This is a genomic window from Paludisphaera rhizosphaerae (genome assembly GCF_011065895.1).
GTDB lineage: Bacteria > Planctomycetota > Planctomycetia > Isosphaerales > Isosphaeraceae > Paludisphaera > Paludisphaera rhizosphaerae.
Genome location: NZ_JAALCR010000036.1, coordinates 37648 through 54476, shown reverse-complemented (window position 1 = coordinate 54476; position 16829 = coordinate 37648). Strand labels below are relative to the sequence as shown.

Genomic DNA, 16829 nt, shown 5'->3' with positions numbered 1-16829 from the left:
TCCGCCCCTACGGGGCACCTTCTCCCACCAGGGGAGAAGGGAGGCAATCGCCTCCGATGGCTTATATGCAAGTCGTGCCGAACAGTATTGCCCTTCGGGCCACCTTCTCCCACAAGGGGAGAAGGGAGATCCGTCGCAGATCCTGGCCCGCTCGGGAGGCGACTTCAGAGCAAGCCGTGCTTACGCCCTCACCACCCCCGCTTCCTCCATCTGCTGCCAGGCGGCGTCGAGGGAGCCGTTGAGGTCGATGCCGCGGCAGGCGGCTTCGATGACGGTGACTTCGAAGCCCAGGCGGCGGGCGTCGAGGGCGGAGTAGGCGACGCAGAAGTCCGTGGCCAGGCCGACGAGGAACAGGCGGTTGAGGCCGCGCTCGCGGAGGTAGCCGGCCAGGCCGGTGGGGGTGGTGCGGTCGTTCTCGAAGAAGGCGGAGTAGCTGTCGATCTCGCGGAGGTAGCCCTTGCGGATGATCATCTCGCAGTTGTGGACCTCAAGCGCCGGGTGGAACTCGGAACCTTCCTCCTCCTGGATGCAGTGGTCGGGCCAGAGGATCTGGGGGCCGTAGGGCAACTCGATCGTGCCGAAGGGCTTCTCGCCCGGGTGGGACGACGCGAACGAGAGGTGGTCGTCCGGGTGCCAGTCCTGGGTGAGAATGACGTGCGAGAACTTGCGCGAGAGCTTGTTGATGACCTTCGGCAGCTCGTCGCCGCCGGGAACAGCCAGCGCCCCGCCGGGGCAGAAGTCGTTCTGCATGTCCACCACCAGCAGCACGCGGTTCTCGCGAGGGGTCGCCGAATGCACCGCGCGGCCGGCCGTCCTCGCCGCGGGGATGATCCCGGAGGACATGATCGACGGCCGCGTCGCCGACCGGATCATCGACGAGAGCGACGACCCGCTGCCGCTCGGGTTCTGGGCGGCGCGGATCTCCTCAATCAATTCCGCGTGGGTTTGGTGCCGGTCGTGGGGCCGCTTGGACATCATCTTCGCGACGAGCTGTTCCACGGCCAGCGGCACGTGCGAGGGGAGGGCGGGCGGATCCTCGCGCTCGATGAGGCGGAGCAGGCCGAAGACGGAGTCGGCCTGGAACGGAGGCTTGCCGGCCAGCATGTGGTAGAGCGTGGCGCCCAGCGAATAGACGTCGGCTCGAAGGTCCACCGCGGAGGCGTCCAGGAACTGCTCCGGCGGCATGTAGGCGGGCGTCCCCAACGACGTGCCGGCCTCGGTCCGCGGCGAATAGGCCATCGTGGCGCCCGAGTCGATCGTCGCGCCGCCGCCGTCGTCGTCGCCGGCCACCTTCGCCAGCCCCAGGTCGGCCAGCTTCACCTGCCCGCTGGAGGTTAACAGGATGTTCGCCGGCTTGACGTCGCGATGGATCACCCCCACCTGCGTCCAGGCCTCGCCGAGCGCCTGCGCGACGGCCTCCGCAATCTGCAGCGAGCGGTCCACGCCGACGCTCTGGCGCTCGGCGATGTGGGCCTCCAAACTCTGGCCGTCGACGAACTCCATGACGATGTAGCAGCGGCCGTCGGCCTCGCCGCAGTCGAACACCCGGACGATCCCCGGATGATTCAACCGCGCCGCCAACCGAGCCTCGCGGAGAAACCGATCCGCCCCGCCCTTGGCCACCTGATCAGGATTGAGGAACTTGACCGCGACCGCCAGGTCCAGATCCTCATGCCATCCCCGATAAACCACCCCCATCCCCCCCACGCCGATCCGGGAGTCCAGCCGGATTCGGCCGAGGCTCGGGAGCTCTCGAAGGGAGTCGTCGGACATGGCGGACCTCGGCGCAAGGCGGTGCAAGGGATGGACGATTCGGGCGACGGGAACCGTCTTCCCCCCTGGAGGGGGAAGACAGACCGCGCAGCGGTCAGATGAGGGGGAACGACCGGCGTCGGCCGCGCATCCGGCGGTTCGTTCTCAACTCGACGCCGATCCCCCTCATCCGGCCCTTCGGGCCACTTTCCCACGCGAGGGGAGAAGGCCGTTGCGGTGGTCGCCCAGATCCGGATTCTTCATCCAATCTACCGGGAACGCCGCCCGATAAGGAAGCCGGGGGGCACGTCTTGGGGGAGAGGTCTGGTCAGTCGAACCATTCCTCGAAGTCGTCGACGACTCGGGCGTTGAGGGCGCGGGCGACAGCCTTCATCTTGGTGATGATCTCCTCGTCGGGCCTCAGGACGTCGATGCGGCCGTTGAAGAGATCGAACCAGGCGATGTTGTCGTCGACGCCGTGCCCGGAGTATGCCGTCCAGGCCGTCAGACCCTCGTTTCTGTATTGATGACCTTCGGGTCCATTCGTGGCGACATCGGTCCGTAGCATCTCGGGATCGGACGCGACGTACGCCAGCCACTCGTCGAGCGTGATCGGCGTCGATTCCGACTCGCCCCAATCCGAGGCCCGCGTGATGTGGACTTCGTATCCCATACACTCCGTCTCCGTGGACCGTCCGTCGGCCGGGATCACTGCTCGGGGCGGCGTTGCTCGCGGAGGTTGCGGTCGTATTCCTGCTGGAGACCATCCGATTCGCCGCCGCGGTGGGCAAGCACCTGGAGCTCCTTTCGGGTTTTGCCGTCGCGTTCAGGTTCGCGCGACGTCTGTCGTCTCAGAGCAAACCGCTGTAGAATGAGAAACATGGAAACCGTCACTCTGCAAGAGCTGGAGCGAGACCCCAAGCGGTTTCTCGACCGCGTCGAGGCGGGGGAACGCCTGGTGATCTCTCGAGGCGGACGGCCCGTGGCGGAACTCCGGCCCATCGACGTCTCCCCGACGCCCCGAGGACCACGCCCGTTCGGCCTGGCCGCGGGGGAGTTCACCGTCCCGGACGACTTCGACGATCCGCTGCCGGAAGACCTGCTTCGGGCGTTCGAGGAGTGATGCGGCTTCTGCTCGACACCCACGTCTTCCTTTGGTACATCACCGCCGACCCCAAGTTGCCGGCCTCCTTCCTGGAAGCCATCCAGGATCCCGGGAACGAGGTGTTCCTGAGCGCCGTCTCGATCTGGGAAGCCGTTATCAAACACGGTCTGGGGAAACTGCCGCTCCCCAACGCGCCGGCCGAGTATCTGCCGCGAGAACGCGAGGTCCACGAGATCATCGCTCTCCCCGTGGACGAGGGGGCGATGTCGCATCTCGCCGGTCTTCCGAGCCTGCATCGCGACCCGTTCGACCGCCTCCTGATCGCTCAGGCCCTTCAACACGGGCTGACGATCCTCACCATCGACGCCGAAGTGACGGCGTACCCCGTGCCGCGACTCGAGCCGTCCTGAACGAACGGCCGTGGGGTTCGCTTAGTCGTCGGCGAGTCTGCGGAACAGGTCGGCGCGGTGGCGTTCCATCACTTCCAGCAGGGAATCGTCCTCGATCTCCCGGAGGGTCTCGTCGGTCTGATCCTCGACGAGGAAGGCGAGGCTTGCGAGCAACTGCCCGAAGCGTACCCCGGGCGACAATCGACGAAGCGCAGCGAGCTTCTCGACGAGTTCTTCCTGGATCGTGGAGGGCGTGGAAGAGCGTCTCCAGTTTTCGGCATCGGAGCCACGTCGCTCAAGTGGAGAAGCGAACCACGCAGGCCAGAACAAAGACTCCAGGCAGCCTACCGTCAAACCAACCCCGAAGGTGTTCGGAATCGCCGGCCATGGCATACTTTCCGTCGAACAGGGTTACAACGGAGGACGTACTTGTACCCAGCAGACGCACAACGATGGGACGGCTTCCGGCCTGGTCAGCCCTGGAGTGGGCTGTTTCCCTGTGGAATTGCCCCGATGTCGGGGACGGCCTATGATTTGCGTGAAATCAAAAGAAATCGCCGGGAATGGCGTCACGAAAACGGCGCTGCGCCGAATTTCCTAATGCGGGGTTGCGTCCCGGGGCGGTGCGAGGCAGGCTGGAGGCCACCTCCTTTCTGAATTCAGGCTTGAGTACGGGCGTTCTTCCCCGATGCGATCGGCGGAGCTTGCGGGCATGCTCGACAAGGTCAAGCTCGGCGATTTCCTGAGAGGCTGGGCGGAGCGGTTGGGTTCGTCGGAGTCGACGCGGTCGACGACGACGGTGACGGCCGGGCTCATCAGCCTGACGATCCACGCGCTGTTCCTGGCCGGCCTGGCATTCGCCGGGCATCAGGTGCACGAGGTCGCCCAAACCACGTTCTCGTCCGAGGTTTACGAGCCGTCGGCGCTCGAGCCGCTGAAGACGGATTCGACGCTTCAGGACATCGACCAGAGCGATGAGCGGCCGGTGCTGGAGGCCTCCGGGTCGTTCGCGCCGATCCTGGCGACCTCGAACGTGCAAGGGGCGGCCTCGGCGGCGAGCCCAGCCACGGCCGACGAGGCGCTGGCGGCCCTCGACATGGGGCGTCGCGACCTGACCCGGGCGATGGACATGATCGCCCCCTCGGCGATGACCCTCGGCAAGAACTTCGCGATCGAGGGGAACGGCGCCGAACACGTGACCGGCGTGGAAGGGGCCGTTGACCGGATCGCCGTGGAGATCGTCCGCCGTCTGGAACAGGGTCGGACCCTCGTCGCCTGGGCGTTCGACGCCTCGCTCAGCCTGGAGGCCGAGCGCAAGCGGCTGGCCAAGCACATTGAGACGATCTACACCCACATCAACCAGCTTGACGCGAACCGGCTGGCCGCCGACGACGGGCTGCTCACCACGGTCGTCGCCTTCGGCCAGGCCCGCAAGGCGATGACCCCCAAGCCGACGGGCGACGTCTCCCTCGTCCGCGAGGCTATCGCGTCGATCCAGGCCGACACGTCCGGCGAGGAGCACACCTTCGGGACCGTCGCCGAGATCGTCACCAAGTTCGGCCGCTACAAGTCGTCCAAGGGGGACTCGTACAACCTGATGGTCATCGTCGTCACCGACGAGGTCGGCGACGACCAGGAGAAGCTGGAACCGACCATCGAGGCCGCCGTCAAGCGTGAGGTCCCCGTCTACGTCCTGGGCTCGCAGGCCCTCTTCGGCCGCGCTCAGCGCGAGATGGACTACTACGACCCCAAGACCAAGCAGATGTTCCGCGGCCTGAAGGTCGACGCCGGGCCGGAGAGCGTCGCGATCGAGCAGATCCGCCTCCCCTTCTGGTACGGCGGCCCCCAGTACGACGTCCTGGAATCGGGCTTCGGCCCCTGGGGGCTCTCGCGGCTGGCCAGCGCCACCGGCGGCATCTACTTCGTCTCTCGGTTCGACGGCGCCAAGATGGGCTTCGACGCCTCCGTGATGAAGGAATACCGGCCCGACTGGGAATCGAAGCGGGCCTATGAGGCCGACGTCTCGCGGTCCCCCCTGCGCCGGGCCGTGATCGACGCCTCGCTGATCACCCAGCAGAACCTCCCGGGGATGCCCACCCTGATCTTCCCGCCGATCGACGCTCCCAACTTCAAGGACGTTCTCCAGAACAACCAGGTGATCGCCGAGCGGACCGCGTACACGGTGGACGAGGCCATCGCCCCCATCAACGCCGTCGTCAAGTATCGCGACCGCGAGACATCCCGGCGCTGGCAGGCCCACTTCGACCTGATCCGCGGCCGGCTCCTGGCCATGAAGGTCCGCTGCTACGAATACAACTTCGCCTGCGCCCAGTTGGTGAAAGATCCGCCCAAGTTCCAGAATTCCAAGTCCAACGCCTGGCGATTCGTCCCCGACGCCCAGATCCGCTACAGCGACAAGGCCGCCGCCGCCGCCAAGGAGGCCCAGGCTCTCCTCCAGCGGGTCGTCGACGAGCACCCCGAAACCCCCTGGGCGCTCCTGGCCGCCCGGGAGTTGAAGAACCCCCTCGGATTCAAGCCTGTCGAGGCCTACCTCCAGCCTCCCCGTCCTCGCGACGAATCGGCCGCCGCCAAGAAGAAGGCGATGAACAAGTCCGCCGAGATGAAGCCCGCCGAGCCTCCCCGGCTCTGACGACAGCATGTGACGTTGCGGGTTGGGCAATTGGGGTAAATCCTGGACGTCGTCGCCTCGCTCGATTCCAATACCATGGAATTGAGTGATGCTCTCGAATGTTCAGGAGGGTGCCGGATATGCGCGGCGTTTCGGCGGCGGTGGCGTTCTGTGTACTGCTGTCATGGACGGGGCGTAGCCGGGCGGATTACTTCTACACCACGTTGGTCCCCTTCGGGTCGAACGTCGGGACCGCTTACGGGATCAACGACCAGGGCGACGTCGTGGGGAACTACGTGACATCGGGAGGCGCATCCAACGGCTTTCTGTACTCGGGCGGCGGCTACACCTCGATCTCCTACAGCCTGTTCACCGGGACGAGCGTCGCGGGGATCAACAACCTCGGCTCGATGGTCGGGTTCTACTATCTGCCGTTCGATTCGAACCCGGGGGGCTTCCGGATCGACGGCGGCGTGATCAACGGCCTGGAGATCCCAGACTCCCGATACACCCAGGCCCTGGGCGTCAACAACCTGGGCCAGATCGTCGGGCTTTTTGAAGGCACTCGAGGCGGGCGTCACGGCTTCATCGTGGACGGGCTGACGTACAAGCAGATCGACGTGGGGGCCGACACGACCCTCTCCGGGATCAACGACAAGGGGGACATGGTCGGCTCGTACCTGGGGATGGACGGCTTCTACCACGGCTTCGTGTACCATCCCGACGGCACGTTCGACACGATCACGGTCGCCGGCGCGACGGAGACTCACGCCATGGGGATCAACCAACTCGGGCAGATCGTGGGCTACTACGTCGACGCGAACGGCGTCGCCCACGGCTTCCTGAACGTCGGCGGCAACATCACGACCATCGACGCGTCCAACGCTCTGGGGACGTATGTCTACGGGATCAATTCCCAGGGTTCGATCGTCGGCGAGTATCTCGGCGCCGCCGACTCGACGTTCCACCCCTTCCTCGGCACGCCGACCCCCGAACCGGCGTCCATCGTCTCGGCCGTGATCGGCCTGACGCTCGCGGCGGCCGGCCTCGCCTGGGGGCGACGCGCAGGTTGAATCGTCCGCGTCCGGGATGGCCGCAACATCGGCGGGCGGCGGCCGCTGGCGAGAGCCTGGATCGGGTGCGATGATGACCCTATCGAGGCGGATCGCATTCGGTCGAGGTTGGGCATGATTCGACCACCGAGCAAGGAGATCGTCGTCGCCGTCGTCGCGCTGACGGCGATCGGGCTCCACCTGCTGTTGAGGTTCGGGATCGGCGTGGAGGGAACGGTCTTCGGCGTCCCGTGGCCGACCGTGCCGTTGCTCGTCGCGCTGGCGTGCGGAATTCCGCTCGTCCTGGATCTGGCGGGTCGGCTGATCCGTTTCGAGTTCAGCTCCGACCTGCTGGCGGCGCTCTCCATCGTGACGTCGGTCGTCCTGGGGGAGTATCTCGCCGGGACGATCGTGGTGCTGATGCTGTCGGGAGGACAGGCGTTGGAGGCCTACGCCGTCCGGCGGGCCTCGTTCGCCCTGGAGGCTCTGGCGAAGCGGATGCCGACGCTCGCCCACCACCGGCAGGACGGCGAGGTGGTCGACGTGCCCCTGGCCGACGTGGCGGTCGGCGACTCGCTGGTCGTCTTCCCGCATGAGACGTGCCCCGTCGACGGCGTCGTGCTGGAAGGCCGGAGCACGATGAACGAGTCTTACCTGACGGGCGAGCCTTATCTGCTCCCCAAGGCGGAGGGGGCGTCCGTCCTCTCCGGGGCCGTCAACGGCGTCGGCGCGCTGACGATCCGGGCCGAGAAGACGGCCGTGGACTCGCGATACGCCCAGATCATGGAAGTCATGCGCGAGTCCGAGCGGCGGCGGCCTCGGCTGCGTCGGCTGGCCGACCAGTTGGGCGCGTTTTACACGCCGCTGGCGATCGGCGTGGCGCTCGCCGCCTGGGCGCTCAGCGGCGACGCCTCACGGTTCCTGGGCGTCCTCGTCGTGGCGACGCCCTGTCCGCTGCTGATCGGGATCCCGGTGGCGATCATCGGCGCCGTCTCGCTGGCGGCGCGGCGGGGCATCGTCGTGAAGGATCCGGCCGTGCTGGAGAAGCTTGACGACTGCCAGGTCGCCGTTTTCGACAAGACGGGGACGCTCACCTATGGGAAGCCGAAGCTGACCGAGGCGGTCCTGGCGCCGGGCTTCGGCCGGGACGAAGTGCTAACGGCCGTGGCGAGCCTGGAACGCTACTCGCGGCACCCGCTGGCGTCGGCCGTGATCGAGGCCGCGGAGGAGGCCGGGCTGCCGTTGGAAGAGGCCGTCCGGGTCGCCGAACGGCCCGGAGAGGGGCTCGTCGGCGAGATCCTTGGGCGGTCGGTCCGTGTAACGGGGCGGAAGAAGCTCGCCGCCACGTCGCCGGAAGCGGCGGCGTTGCTGCCGCCCCCCGCCGGGGGCTTGGAGTGCGTCGCGCTGATCGACGGCCGCTACGCGGCGACGTTCCGCTTTCTCGACGAGCCCCGGGCGGAAGGCGGCAGCTTCATCAGCCACCTGAAGCCGAGGCACGGATTCCGGCGCGTCCTTCTGGTCTCGGGCGATCGCGAGAGCGAGGCCCGCCGGCTCGCGGAGAAGGTCGGCATCGACGAGGTCCACGCCGATTGCAGCCCGGAGCAGAAGCTGGAGCTTGTCCGCGAGATCACCCGGCGCGCCGAGACCCTCTTCATGGGCGACGGGATCAACGACGCCCCGGCCCTGACCGCCGCGACGGTGGGGATCGCCTTCGGGCCGGGGAGCGACGTCGCCGCCGAGGCCGCCGGGGCCGTCGTCCTGGAAAGCTCGCTGGAACGCGTGGACGAACTGCTGCACATCGGCAAGCGGATGCGGGCGATCGCCCTCCAGAGCGCCGTCGGCGGCATGGCCCTGAGCCTCATCGGCATGGGCGTCGCCGCCGCCGGATATCTGCCGCCAGTGGCCGGCGCGATCTCCCAGGAGGTCATCGACGTCCTCGCCGTCCTGAACGCGCTGCGAGCGTCGACGCCCCCGCGGACGCTCACCGATTACGAGGTCAACCCCGCCGACGTACGCTGAGGAAGTCTGTCGACGACGCCCTTATCGCCTGGTGGCGCCCCGTTGAGAAAACCTGAAGAAGCCGAAGCTGTATTTCGGCGGCGGCGATCCGACGGTCTTCCCCCCTCGCGGGGGAAGACAGACCGCGCAGCGGTCAGATGAGGGGGACGACCAGCGGCGGATCGAAAATGACCCGTCGAACGCACGTCCGACGGCGGTCGTCCCCCTCATCCGGCCCTTCGGGCCACCTTCCCCCTCCAGGGGGGAAGGCCGTTGTGGTCTCTACTCCAGCCACTGGTGGGAGAAGGAAGGCTTGATCGGGCCTTCGCGATCAGACCTGGGCGACGCCGCCGTCGACGAAGAGTTCGCTGCCGGTGACGAAGCTGGAGTCGCTCGAAGCCAGGAAGAGCGCGGCGGTGGCGATCTCCTCGGGGCGGCCCATCGAACCGCGAGGGATGAGCTGCACGAAATCGTCGAGCGCCTCCTTGGGGACGCCTTCGAGGATCGGCGTGTCGATCGTGCCGGGGCTCAGGACGTTGACGCGGATGCCGCGCGACTTCAGGTCGAGCGTCCACGTCCGGGCGAACGAGCGGAGCGCCGCCTTGCTGGCGCTGTAGACGCCGAAGGCCGGGAAGCCCATCGAGCCGGCGATCGACCCGTTCATGATGATCGACCCGCCGTCGTTGAAGAGCGGCAGCGCCTTCTGCACGGTGAAGAGCGTCCCCCGGACGTTCAGCCCGAAGATCTTGTCGAACTGCTCCTCGGTCACCTCGCCGATGGGGGCGAAATCCCCCATCCCGGCGCTGGCGAAGAGGACGTCGATCCGCCCCTTCTCCTTCTTGACCGTCTCAAACAACCGGTCGAGATCCGCGAGCTTGCTCGCGTCCCCCTGCACGCCGGTCACGTTGCGGCCGATCGCCTTCACCGCCTCGTCCAGGTTCTTCTGACGCCGGCCGGTGATGAAGACGTAAGCACCCTCCTCCACGAACAACCTGGCCGTCGCGAGCGCCATGCCCGACGTCGCCCCCGTGATCACCGCCACCTTGTCCTTGAGCCTCGCCATGCGACCGTCCTCCCGTCGTGATATGTGGCCCGAACGACGGGTATGGTAGGGTCGGCTTTCCTGGGGGCAAGTACCTACGTTTTCGTAAGTGACCCATCGAATTGAACGTCGATACTCCGAAGTCTTCCCTCAGCGAGGAGGGAAGACTCTCGACCGCCGCCGTGCTGCCTCTCTGTTCCCGGTCACATCAATAAGCGTCCGACGAGACGACCTCGCCGCCGTTGACGGTGCCGAGCGCCCGCCAGACGTTCACCTGGATGGTGGACTTGAAGAAGTGGACGCCGCCGTCGCCCATGAGGGCCTGGACGCCGCCGGGGTGGTGGCTGCGGGCGGTGACGAGGGAGTAGGTCGGGCCGCCGTCGTCCTCGTCGATCGAGACGTAATCCGAGTCGAGGGGCGGGGACGAGCCGTCGCCGGAGATCATGTTGGGGGGGAGGGCCGTCGTGAAGGCGTCGTTGAAGGTGTCGCCGTGGACCCACTTGGTGTGGCCGGCGGCGGGCGCCTTGCACGCGGACGTCGTCGTCTTCATCATCGCGAGCAACGCCGAGACGTCGGGCGAGAGGGTCGGGACGGCCAGGGCGGGGGGGAGCGCTCCGGCGCAGTCGTGATAGGCCGTCTGGTAGGTCTTGACCTCGGCGGCCAAAAGCGTCTGGCTCAGGCCGTCGCTGAGGGCCGCGAAGGTCTTCCCCTGGTTCGGAACGACGGCGCCCGGGCTGACGACTGAGTTCGGGCCGCCGTAGACGTACCACGTCCCGCCGCACCAGCCGTAGTTCGACACCCCATAGGTGCTGGTCACCCCCGCGCTGCTGGTCGTCGTGTTGGGCTGGGGCCTGACCTCGCTGGGGCAGATCAGCATCGCGACCGTCGTGGAGACCACTGTCGAGTTCGCGGCGTTGTTCGTCGCCAGCAGATAGTTGATCGAGTTGTACAGCGACCCCATCTCCAGATACGGCGCCAGCCGCGAGGTCGCTCCCCACTGCGAATTGAAGATCCGCGTCGACCCGGAAAATCCCAGGATCTGCTGCGGAGGCAGCGTCCCGTTGGCGCTCTCGTAGTTGTGGATCGCCAGCCCGAGCTGCTTCATGTTGTTCGTGCACGAAATCCGCCGCGCCGCCTCGCGAGCCGCCTGCACGGCCGGCAGCAGCAGAGCGATCAAAACCGCGATGATCGCGATCACCACCAGAAGCTCGATCAGCGTGAAACCACGTCGCGAAGGAGCATGTCGCACGGAAGAAGTCCCCTCGGTCGAGAAGAAGTCGCCCTCCCATCGTGGAAAGGCGTGCTATTGAGACTCAGTATCATTAAGGCTTGCAAATCATAATGAGTCTTAATCTTCTCCGTCAACGCGAGAGTCCCAGGGCGATGAGGTTTTCGATGTCGAGGTGGGTTTCCAGGGCCTCGGCGAGTTCGTCGAGTGCGGCGTCGACGGTCGTCGCGTGGTCGAGGCCGCTCCCGGCCGCGCCGAGCTTCGCCAGCAGGGCGCTGCGGAGGCCCGGCGATCCCAGCAGGCCGTGGCAGTAGGTGCCGATCACGCGGCCGTCGGCGCTGACGGCGCCGTCGGGACGGCCGCCTTCGAGGAGGGCGAAGGGGTGGGCGGCGCCGGGGCCGTCGGTTTCGCCCATGTGCATTTCATAACCCGTGAACGACGCGCCGAGCGCTGCTCCGGTCACGTTCGCCAGACGTTTGGCGGGCTCCAGCCGGGTCTCGACTTCCAGCAGGCCGAGGCCCGCGGCCTCGCCGGGGGGGCCTTCGATGCCGAGCGGGTCGGCGATGCGTCGGCCGAGCATCTGGAAGCCGCCGCAGAGGCCCAGCACCAGGCCGCCGCGCCGGCGGTGGGCGATAACGTCGACGTCCCACCCTTGCTCGCGGAGGAAGGCCAGATCGGCGAGGGTCGCCTTTGAGCCGGGGAGGACGACGAGCGCCGCCGCGGCCGGGATCGGCTGGCCGGGGGGGATCATCACCAGCTCGATCTCGGGTTCGGCCTTGAGGGGGTCGAGGTCGTCGAAGTTGGCGATCCGCGGCAGGATCGGGCAGGCGACGAGCTTGCGGCCGGGGGCCTCGGCGCGGGGAGCGTCCAGCACGACGGCGTCCTCGCTCGGCAGCCGACGCGCCGAGGCCAGCCAGGGGACGACCCCGAATCCTCGCCAGCCGGTGAGGCGTTCGATCGCGCGATAGCCGTCCTCGAAGAGCCTCGGATCGCCACGGAACTTGTTGATGAGAAAGCCGCGGATCATGGCGGCGTCGGCCGGGTCGATCACAGCCTTCGTACCGACGACGGCGGCGATGACGCCGCCCCGGTCGATGTCGCCGACGAGCACCACCGGCGTATCCGTCGCTCGGGCGAAGCCCATGTTGGCGATGTCCCCCTCGCGGAGGTTGATCTCGGCGGGCGAGCCGGCCCCTTCGATCACGACCAGGTCGCAACGGCCCTCGAGCCGTCGGTAGCTCTCCAGCACCTCGCCCAGCAGCGGCCGTCGGCCTTCGCGGAAGTTCCCGGCGCCCAGCGTCCCGCGCACGCGGCCGTGGACGATGAGCTGCGCCGTCATGTCGGCCTGGGGCTTCAGCAGGACCGGGTTCATGTCGGTGTGGGCCTCGGCCCGAGCGGCGACGGCCTGCAAGGCCTGCGCTCGGCCGATCTCCCCGCCGTCGACGGTCACCGCCGCATTGTTGGACATATTCTGAGGCTTGAACGGCAGAACTCGAAGCGACCGGTTCGCCAGCGCCCGGCAGAGCCCCGCCGTCAGAACCGACTTGCCCACGTCCGATCCCGTCCCCTGCAACATCAACCCAGACATTTCGCCCTCGAGACGAATTCCCCGCATGGCCCGTTTGCGACGAACCAGGATGAGAAGCAGACAGCGATTCCGCCACCCATGATTGAAGCACGAGTCAGTGACGAATATGATGCCGAAGACGTCGTCGCTGCCAGGGGAGGATCCACATCTCGTCGACCGCCGCCAGGACGACCGAAGAGCGGCGGCGTCGATTCCGAGTCTCGACGATGAACGACCTTACCGACGATCGGGATCCGTTTGAAGCCGTCGCCGAGTCGTTCCTGGCGAGGCATCGGGCCGGCGAGCGCCCTGGCATCGAGGAATACGCCGCGCGCCACCCCGAATGCGCCGACCAGATCCGCAGGCTGCTGCCGGCCATGCTGATGGCGCAGCAGGCGATATGGACCGAGGTCGATGCGGGAGTCGTCAACAATTCGTTGAAGCTGCCGGAAGCCCACCCGCTGCTCCCCGTCGCGCTGGAAGAATACGAGAACGCCTGCGCCGCCGGGACTCCGCCTTCTCCCTCGGAGTTCATCCGCAAGTACCCGGCGATCGCCAGCGAACTGGCGGCGTGCCTGGTCGGCTTCGACCGGATCCGCACGGCCGCGGGGTCCTTCCAACCGGGGCGGTCGGCGCTCCCGGCTCGGCTGGGGGATTACCGGATCCTCGGCGAGATCGGCCGGGGGGGAATGGGGGTGGTCTACGAGGCCGAGCAGATCAGTTTGGGGCGTCGAGTCGCGCTGAAGGTCCTGCCTCATCAGGTCGCGCGCGACCCGATGGCTCTGGAGCGTTTCCGACGCGAGGCCAAGGCCGCCGCGCGGCTGCACCACACCAACATCGTGCCCGTCTTCGAGGTGGGGCGCGTCGGCGACGTCGCCTTCTACGCGATGCAGTTCATCGAGGGCCAGGGGCTCGACCGCGTCGTCAATGAACTGGTGCGGATGCGGGCGCGACGGGGGATGGACAGGAACGAAGGCCGACCCGGAGCCAACCCCTCGACCCAGCCCATGACGAGGGACGTCACGCGGCTCGCCGAGTCGCTCCTGGCCGGCCCCTCGCGCGCCGAGGTCGAGTTCGCGGCGCGGGGAGGCGATGCTCCGTCCGCCGACGCCGTCGCGTTCGACCTCGTTGATCCGGACGCAACCCTGGACGGCGTGGACGAGATCGATGAAATCCCCGAGCCCCGGCGAGTTTTGCCGCTCTCCGTCACGTCGAGCGGCCCGGTGCTGCCGGGCGGCGCATCGATCACGTCGATCGAGTCGGCGGGCCGTCGGCCGTTCTATCGGAGCGTGGCTCAGATCGGCCGACAGGCGGCGCAGGGGCTGGCTTACGCGCACGCCCGCGGGATCGTCCACCGCGACGTGAAGCCCTCCAACCTGCTGCTGGACGTCGCCGGCGTCGTCTGGATCGCAGACTTCGGCCTGGCCAAGGTGGACGACGACGGCCTGACGGCCACCGGCGACCTCCTGGGCACGCTCCGCTACATGGCCCCTGAACGGTTCCGAGGCGGCGGAGACGCCCGCGCCGACGTCTACGCCCTGGGGCTCACCCTCTACGAACTTCTGACGCTCCGGCCGGCCTACGATTCGATGGACCGCTTCAAGTTGGTCGAGCGGATCAAGAACGAGGAGCCCGCGCGGCCCCGATCGATCGACGCGCGGATTCCTCGCGACCTGGAGACGATCGTCCTCAAGGCGATCGAAAAGGACCCCGGGGGCCGGTACGCGACGGCGGCGTTGATGGCCGAAGACCTGCGCCGGTTTCTGGCTGACGAGCCGGTCCTGGCGCGGCCGGCCGGCGTCTGGGAGCGTTACTGGCGGTGGGCTCGGCGCAATCCGGCGGTCGCGATTTTGGGCGCGGTGCTGACCGGGGTTCTGTTGCTCGCCACGGTCGGTTCGTTGCTGGCCGCGGAGCGGTTCCGTCGCCAGGCCGAGACCCAACGGGGCCTCGCCGCCGACGAACTGGCGGCCCGCCTGAAGACGAACCAGGCCAACGCGCGCCTGAACGCAGCCCAGGAGGAGCTTCGGCAGACCGTCTACGCGACCCGCTCGAACCTGGCGATGGCCGCTTACGACGCCAACGACATCGGCCGATCGGGCAAGATCCTCGACCTGATGCGGCCTTCGCCCGGCGAGCCCGATCGCCGCGGGTGGGAGTGGCGCTACCTCTGGAGGCTCGGGCATGAATACCGGCTCACGCTCGGCGTCGGCTCGAAGGAACAGTTCATCCGCGTCGCGTTTAGTCCCGACGGGGAGATCCTCGCCGGGCTCGAAGGCCGGGGGCGCCTCCAGCTTTGGGACCGCCGATCGGGGCGCCTGCTTCGGACGACCGGCGTCGTCTCGGAGGGACGAACTGCGGACCTCGGCGGCGGCGTCGGCGCGCTCGTCTTCAGCCCAGACGGTCGCAGCCTCGTCGGCCAGGGGCCGGATCGATGTCTCGCCCTGTTCGACGTCGGCGACGGCCGGCTGATCCGTCCCTTCGAGGGCCGGCCGATCGCCGTTCTGGGCCTGACCTGGCATCCCCACCGCGACGCCTTATACGCCGCCCTCTCGACTCACGTCGTCCGGGTGTTGAACGCCGGCGACGGCCGCGTTGAGAACCAGATCGGCGGCCACGCGGGACCGATCGCCGCCGTCGCCGTCAGCCCCGACGGCCGGATCCTGGCGACCGCCGGCTACGACCGCCGCGTCACCCTCTGGCCGCTGGACGGGGTGGGAACGTCCCGCCGACTTGAAGGTCATACCGACGAGGTGCACGCCGTGGCCTTCAGCCCAGACGGTCGTCGGGTCGCCTCGGCGGGGCTGGATCGCACCGTCAGGATCTGGGACGTTGAGTCCGGCTCGCAACTGTCCGTCATCCGCGGGCACGACGGCATGGTGGGCTCGCTGAGTTTCCTGCCCGACGGTGTGAGGATCGCCACGGCCTCCGCCGACAGGACGGTGCGCGTCTGGGACGCTGGGACGGAGCAGGAGATCCGTCGATTCCAGGGGCCGGACAGGCTTGAAGGCCTGGCCGTGAGCCCCGACGGTCGTGAGATCGCGGCGGCGGCGGGCGGCTCGGTGGAGGTTTGGGACGTCGAGGCCCCGCCGAATCCGCACACGCTCCGGAGCCCCTCGCTGCTCACCTACGGCGGCGCGGGAGAGTGCATCGCCTTCAGCCCCGACGGAGCGCTGCTGGTGACGGGGCACGGCGATCACGCCCTGCGCGTCTGGGACTTTCCCTCGCGAAAGCTGCTCCGGGTGGTCAAGGGCCACGACGGGCCGATCAAGCGCGTCGCCTTCAGCCCGGACGGCCGCATCATCGCCGCTGGCGACGATCGCAAGATGATGCGGCTGTGGGACGCCGCCACGGGCGAGTCTCGCGGCGCGTTCCCCGAGCAGGCCGGCCGCATCGCGGGCCTGGTCTTCAGCCTTGACGGCCGGACGCTCTTCTCCGCTGACTCCTCCAAGACGATCACCGCCTGGGATTTCGCGACCCGGCAGCCGCTCTACACGCTCGACGGCCATGTAGACGACATCTTCGACCTGGCCGTCAGCCCGGACGGCCGCACTCTCGCCTCGGCGAGCGGCGACGACACGTGCATCGTCTGGGACCTCGTCGAACGCCGTCCCCGCGCGACGCTTCGCGGCCACGCCAACGTGGTCGACACGGTCGCGTTCAGCCCGGACGGGAAGATCGTCGCGACGGCCTCCTCCGATCGAACCGTCAGGCTCTGGGACGCCGCCGACGGCTCGCCCCGAGGCGTTCTGGAAGGGCACGTCGACGCCCTGGAGAGCCTGGCCTTCAACCCGGACGGCCGACTCGCCTCGTCCTCGGCCGATCAAACCATCCGAATCTGGGACGTGCCCAGCCGCCAGACCGTGCTGATCCTCAAAGGCCACACCGACCGCATTCCCGAGATCCGTTTCAGCCCCGACGGCGGCGCTCTCGTCTCCGCCAGCGACGACCGCACCATCAAGATCTGGCAAGCCGCCCCGCCCGAGGTTTTGGCCATTCCCGGGGGGTGATCGGCGTTTCTTCAGCCGACTTCTCGGGAGGTCTCAGGGTGCCATGGCCACGCTTGCGTG

Annotated in this window: 13 protein-coding genes and 1 pseudogene; 6 read left to right on the top strand and 8 right to left on the bottom strand. The window is 67.8% G+C overall.

Annotation, left to right across the window (positions count from 1 at the left end; genetic code table 11):
* Positions 1 to 180: 180 nt before the first annotated feature.
* From pncA to G5C50_RS28325, 4 genes and pseudogenes are all read right to left on the bottom strand, one after another.
* Positions 181 to 843 (bottom strand): bifunctional nicotinamidase/pyrazinamidase, encoded by a 663-nt coding sequence (gene pncA / locus G5C50_RS33340; RefSeq protein WP_407673613.1) that lies wholly within the window; start codon positions 841 to 843, stop codon positions 181 to 183.
* 111 nt (positions 844 to 954) lie between these two features.
* A pseudogene (locus G5C50_RS33335) lies at positions 955 to 1773 on the bottom strand (serine/threonine-protein kinase); the annotation flags it as partial.
* A 307-nt stretch (positions 1774 to 2080) separates the two neighbouring features.
* Positions 2081 to 2425 (bottom strand): hypothetical protein, encoded by a 345-nt coding sequence (locus G5C50_RS28330; RefSeq protein WP_165074497.1) that lies wholly within the window; start codon positions 2423 to 2425, stop codon positions 2081 to 2083.
* Positions 2426 to 2460: 35 nt separating this feature from the next.
* Positions 2461 to 2634: a hypothetical protein gene (locus G5C50_RS28325; protein ID WP_165074495.1), complete on the bottom strand. Its 174-nt coding sequence runs from the start codon at positions 2632 to 2634 to the stop codon at positions 2461 to 2463.
* Here G5C50_RS28325 and G5C50_RS28320 point away from each other — a divergent pair.
* A complete protein-coding gene (locus G5C50_RS28320) occupies positions 2633 to 2875 on the top strand; it encodes a type II toxin-antitoxin system Phd/YefM family antitoxin (RefSeq protein WP_165074492.1) in 243 nt (80 codons plus the stop codon). The two genes, G5C50_RS28325 and G5C50_RS28320, sit on opposite strands and share 2 nt — an antisense overlap.
* Positions 2875 to 3267 (top strand): type II toxin-antitoxin system VapC family toxin, encoded by a 393-nt coding sequence (locus tag G5C50_RS28315; protein WP_165074491.1) that lies wholly within the window; start codon positions 2875 to 2877, stop codon positions 3265 to 3267. The genes G5C50_RS28320 and G5C50_RS28315 overlap by 1 nt, the downstream gene beginning before the upstream one ends.
* Positions 3268 to 3288: 21 nt before the next feature.
* On the opposite strand, the gene G5C50_RS32995 is transcribed toward G5C50_RS28315, so the two are convergent.
* Entirely contained in the window at positions 3289 to 3420 is a 132-nt protein-coding gene (locus tag G5C50_RS32995; RefSeq protein WP_255487573.1) for a hypothetical protein, read from the bottom strand.
* Positions 3421 to 3958: 538 nt separating this feature from the next.
* On the opposite strand from G5C50_RS32995, the gene G5C50_RS28310 reads away from it, so the two are divergent.
* The 3 genes from G5C50_RS28310 to G5C50_RS28300 all read left to right on the top strand — a co-directional run bounded on the left by G5C50_RS28310 (position 3959) and on the right by G5C50_RS28300 (position 8946).
* Entirely contained in the window at positions 3959 to 5896 is a 1938-nt protein-coding gene (locus G5C50_RS28310; protein WP_165074489.1) for a vWA domain-containing protein, read from the top strand.
* 119 nt (positions 5897 to 6015) lie between these two features.
* Complete coding sequence (locus tag G5C50_RS28305; RefSeq protein WP_165074487.1) at positions 6016 to 6948, top strand: hypothetical protein; 933 nt, start codon at positions 6016 to 6018, stop codon at positions 6946 to 6948.
* Between the two features lie 114 nt (positions 6949 to 7062).
* On the top strand, positions 7063 to 8946 hold the full coding sequence (locus G5C50_RS28300) for a heavy metal translocating P-type ATPase (RefSeq protein ID WP_165074485.1): 1884 nt from the start codon (positions 7063 to 7065) through the stop codon (positions 8944 to 8946).
* A gap of 310 nt (positions 8947 to 9256) precedes the next feature.
* Here G5C50_RS28300 and G5C50_RS28295 read toward each other — a convergent pair whose 3' ends face one another.
* From G5C50_RS28295 to G5C50_RS28285, 3 genes are all read right to left on the bottom strand, one after another.
* Complete coding sequence (locus G5C50_RS28295; RefSeq protein WP_165074483.1) at positions 9257 to 9988, bottom strand: SDR family NAD(P)-dependent oxidoreductase; 732 nt, start codon at positions 9986 to 9988, stop codon at positions 9257 to 9259.
* A gap of 187 nt (positions 9989 to 10175) precedes the next feature.
* Positions 10176 to 11216, bottom strand: coding sequence for a DUF1559 family PulG-like putative transporter (locus G5C50_RS28290; protein ID WP_165074481.1), 1041 nt, complete (start codon positions 11214 to 11216; stop codon positions 10176 to 10178).
* Positions 11217 to 11328: 112 nt separating this feature from the next.
* Positions 11329 to 12783: a cobyric acid synthase gene (locus G5C50_RS28285; protein WP_165074479.1), complete on the bottom strand. Its 1455-nt coding sequence runs from the start codon at positions 12781 to 12783 to the stop codon at positions 11329 to 11331.
* A gap of 206 nt (positions 12784 to 12989) precedes the next feature.
* Here G5C50_RS28285 and G5C50_RS28280 point away from each other — a divergent pair, with 206 nt between their 5' ends.
* Positions 12990 to 16769, top strand: a complete 3780-nt coding sequence (locus tag G5C50_RS28280; RefSeq protein ID WP_165074477.1) for a protein kinase domain-containing protein — start codon at positions 12990 to 12992, stop codon at positions 16767 to 16769.
* The last annotated feature ends 60 nt before the right edge of the window (positions 16770 to 16829 follow it).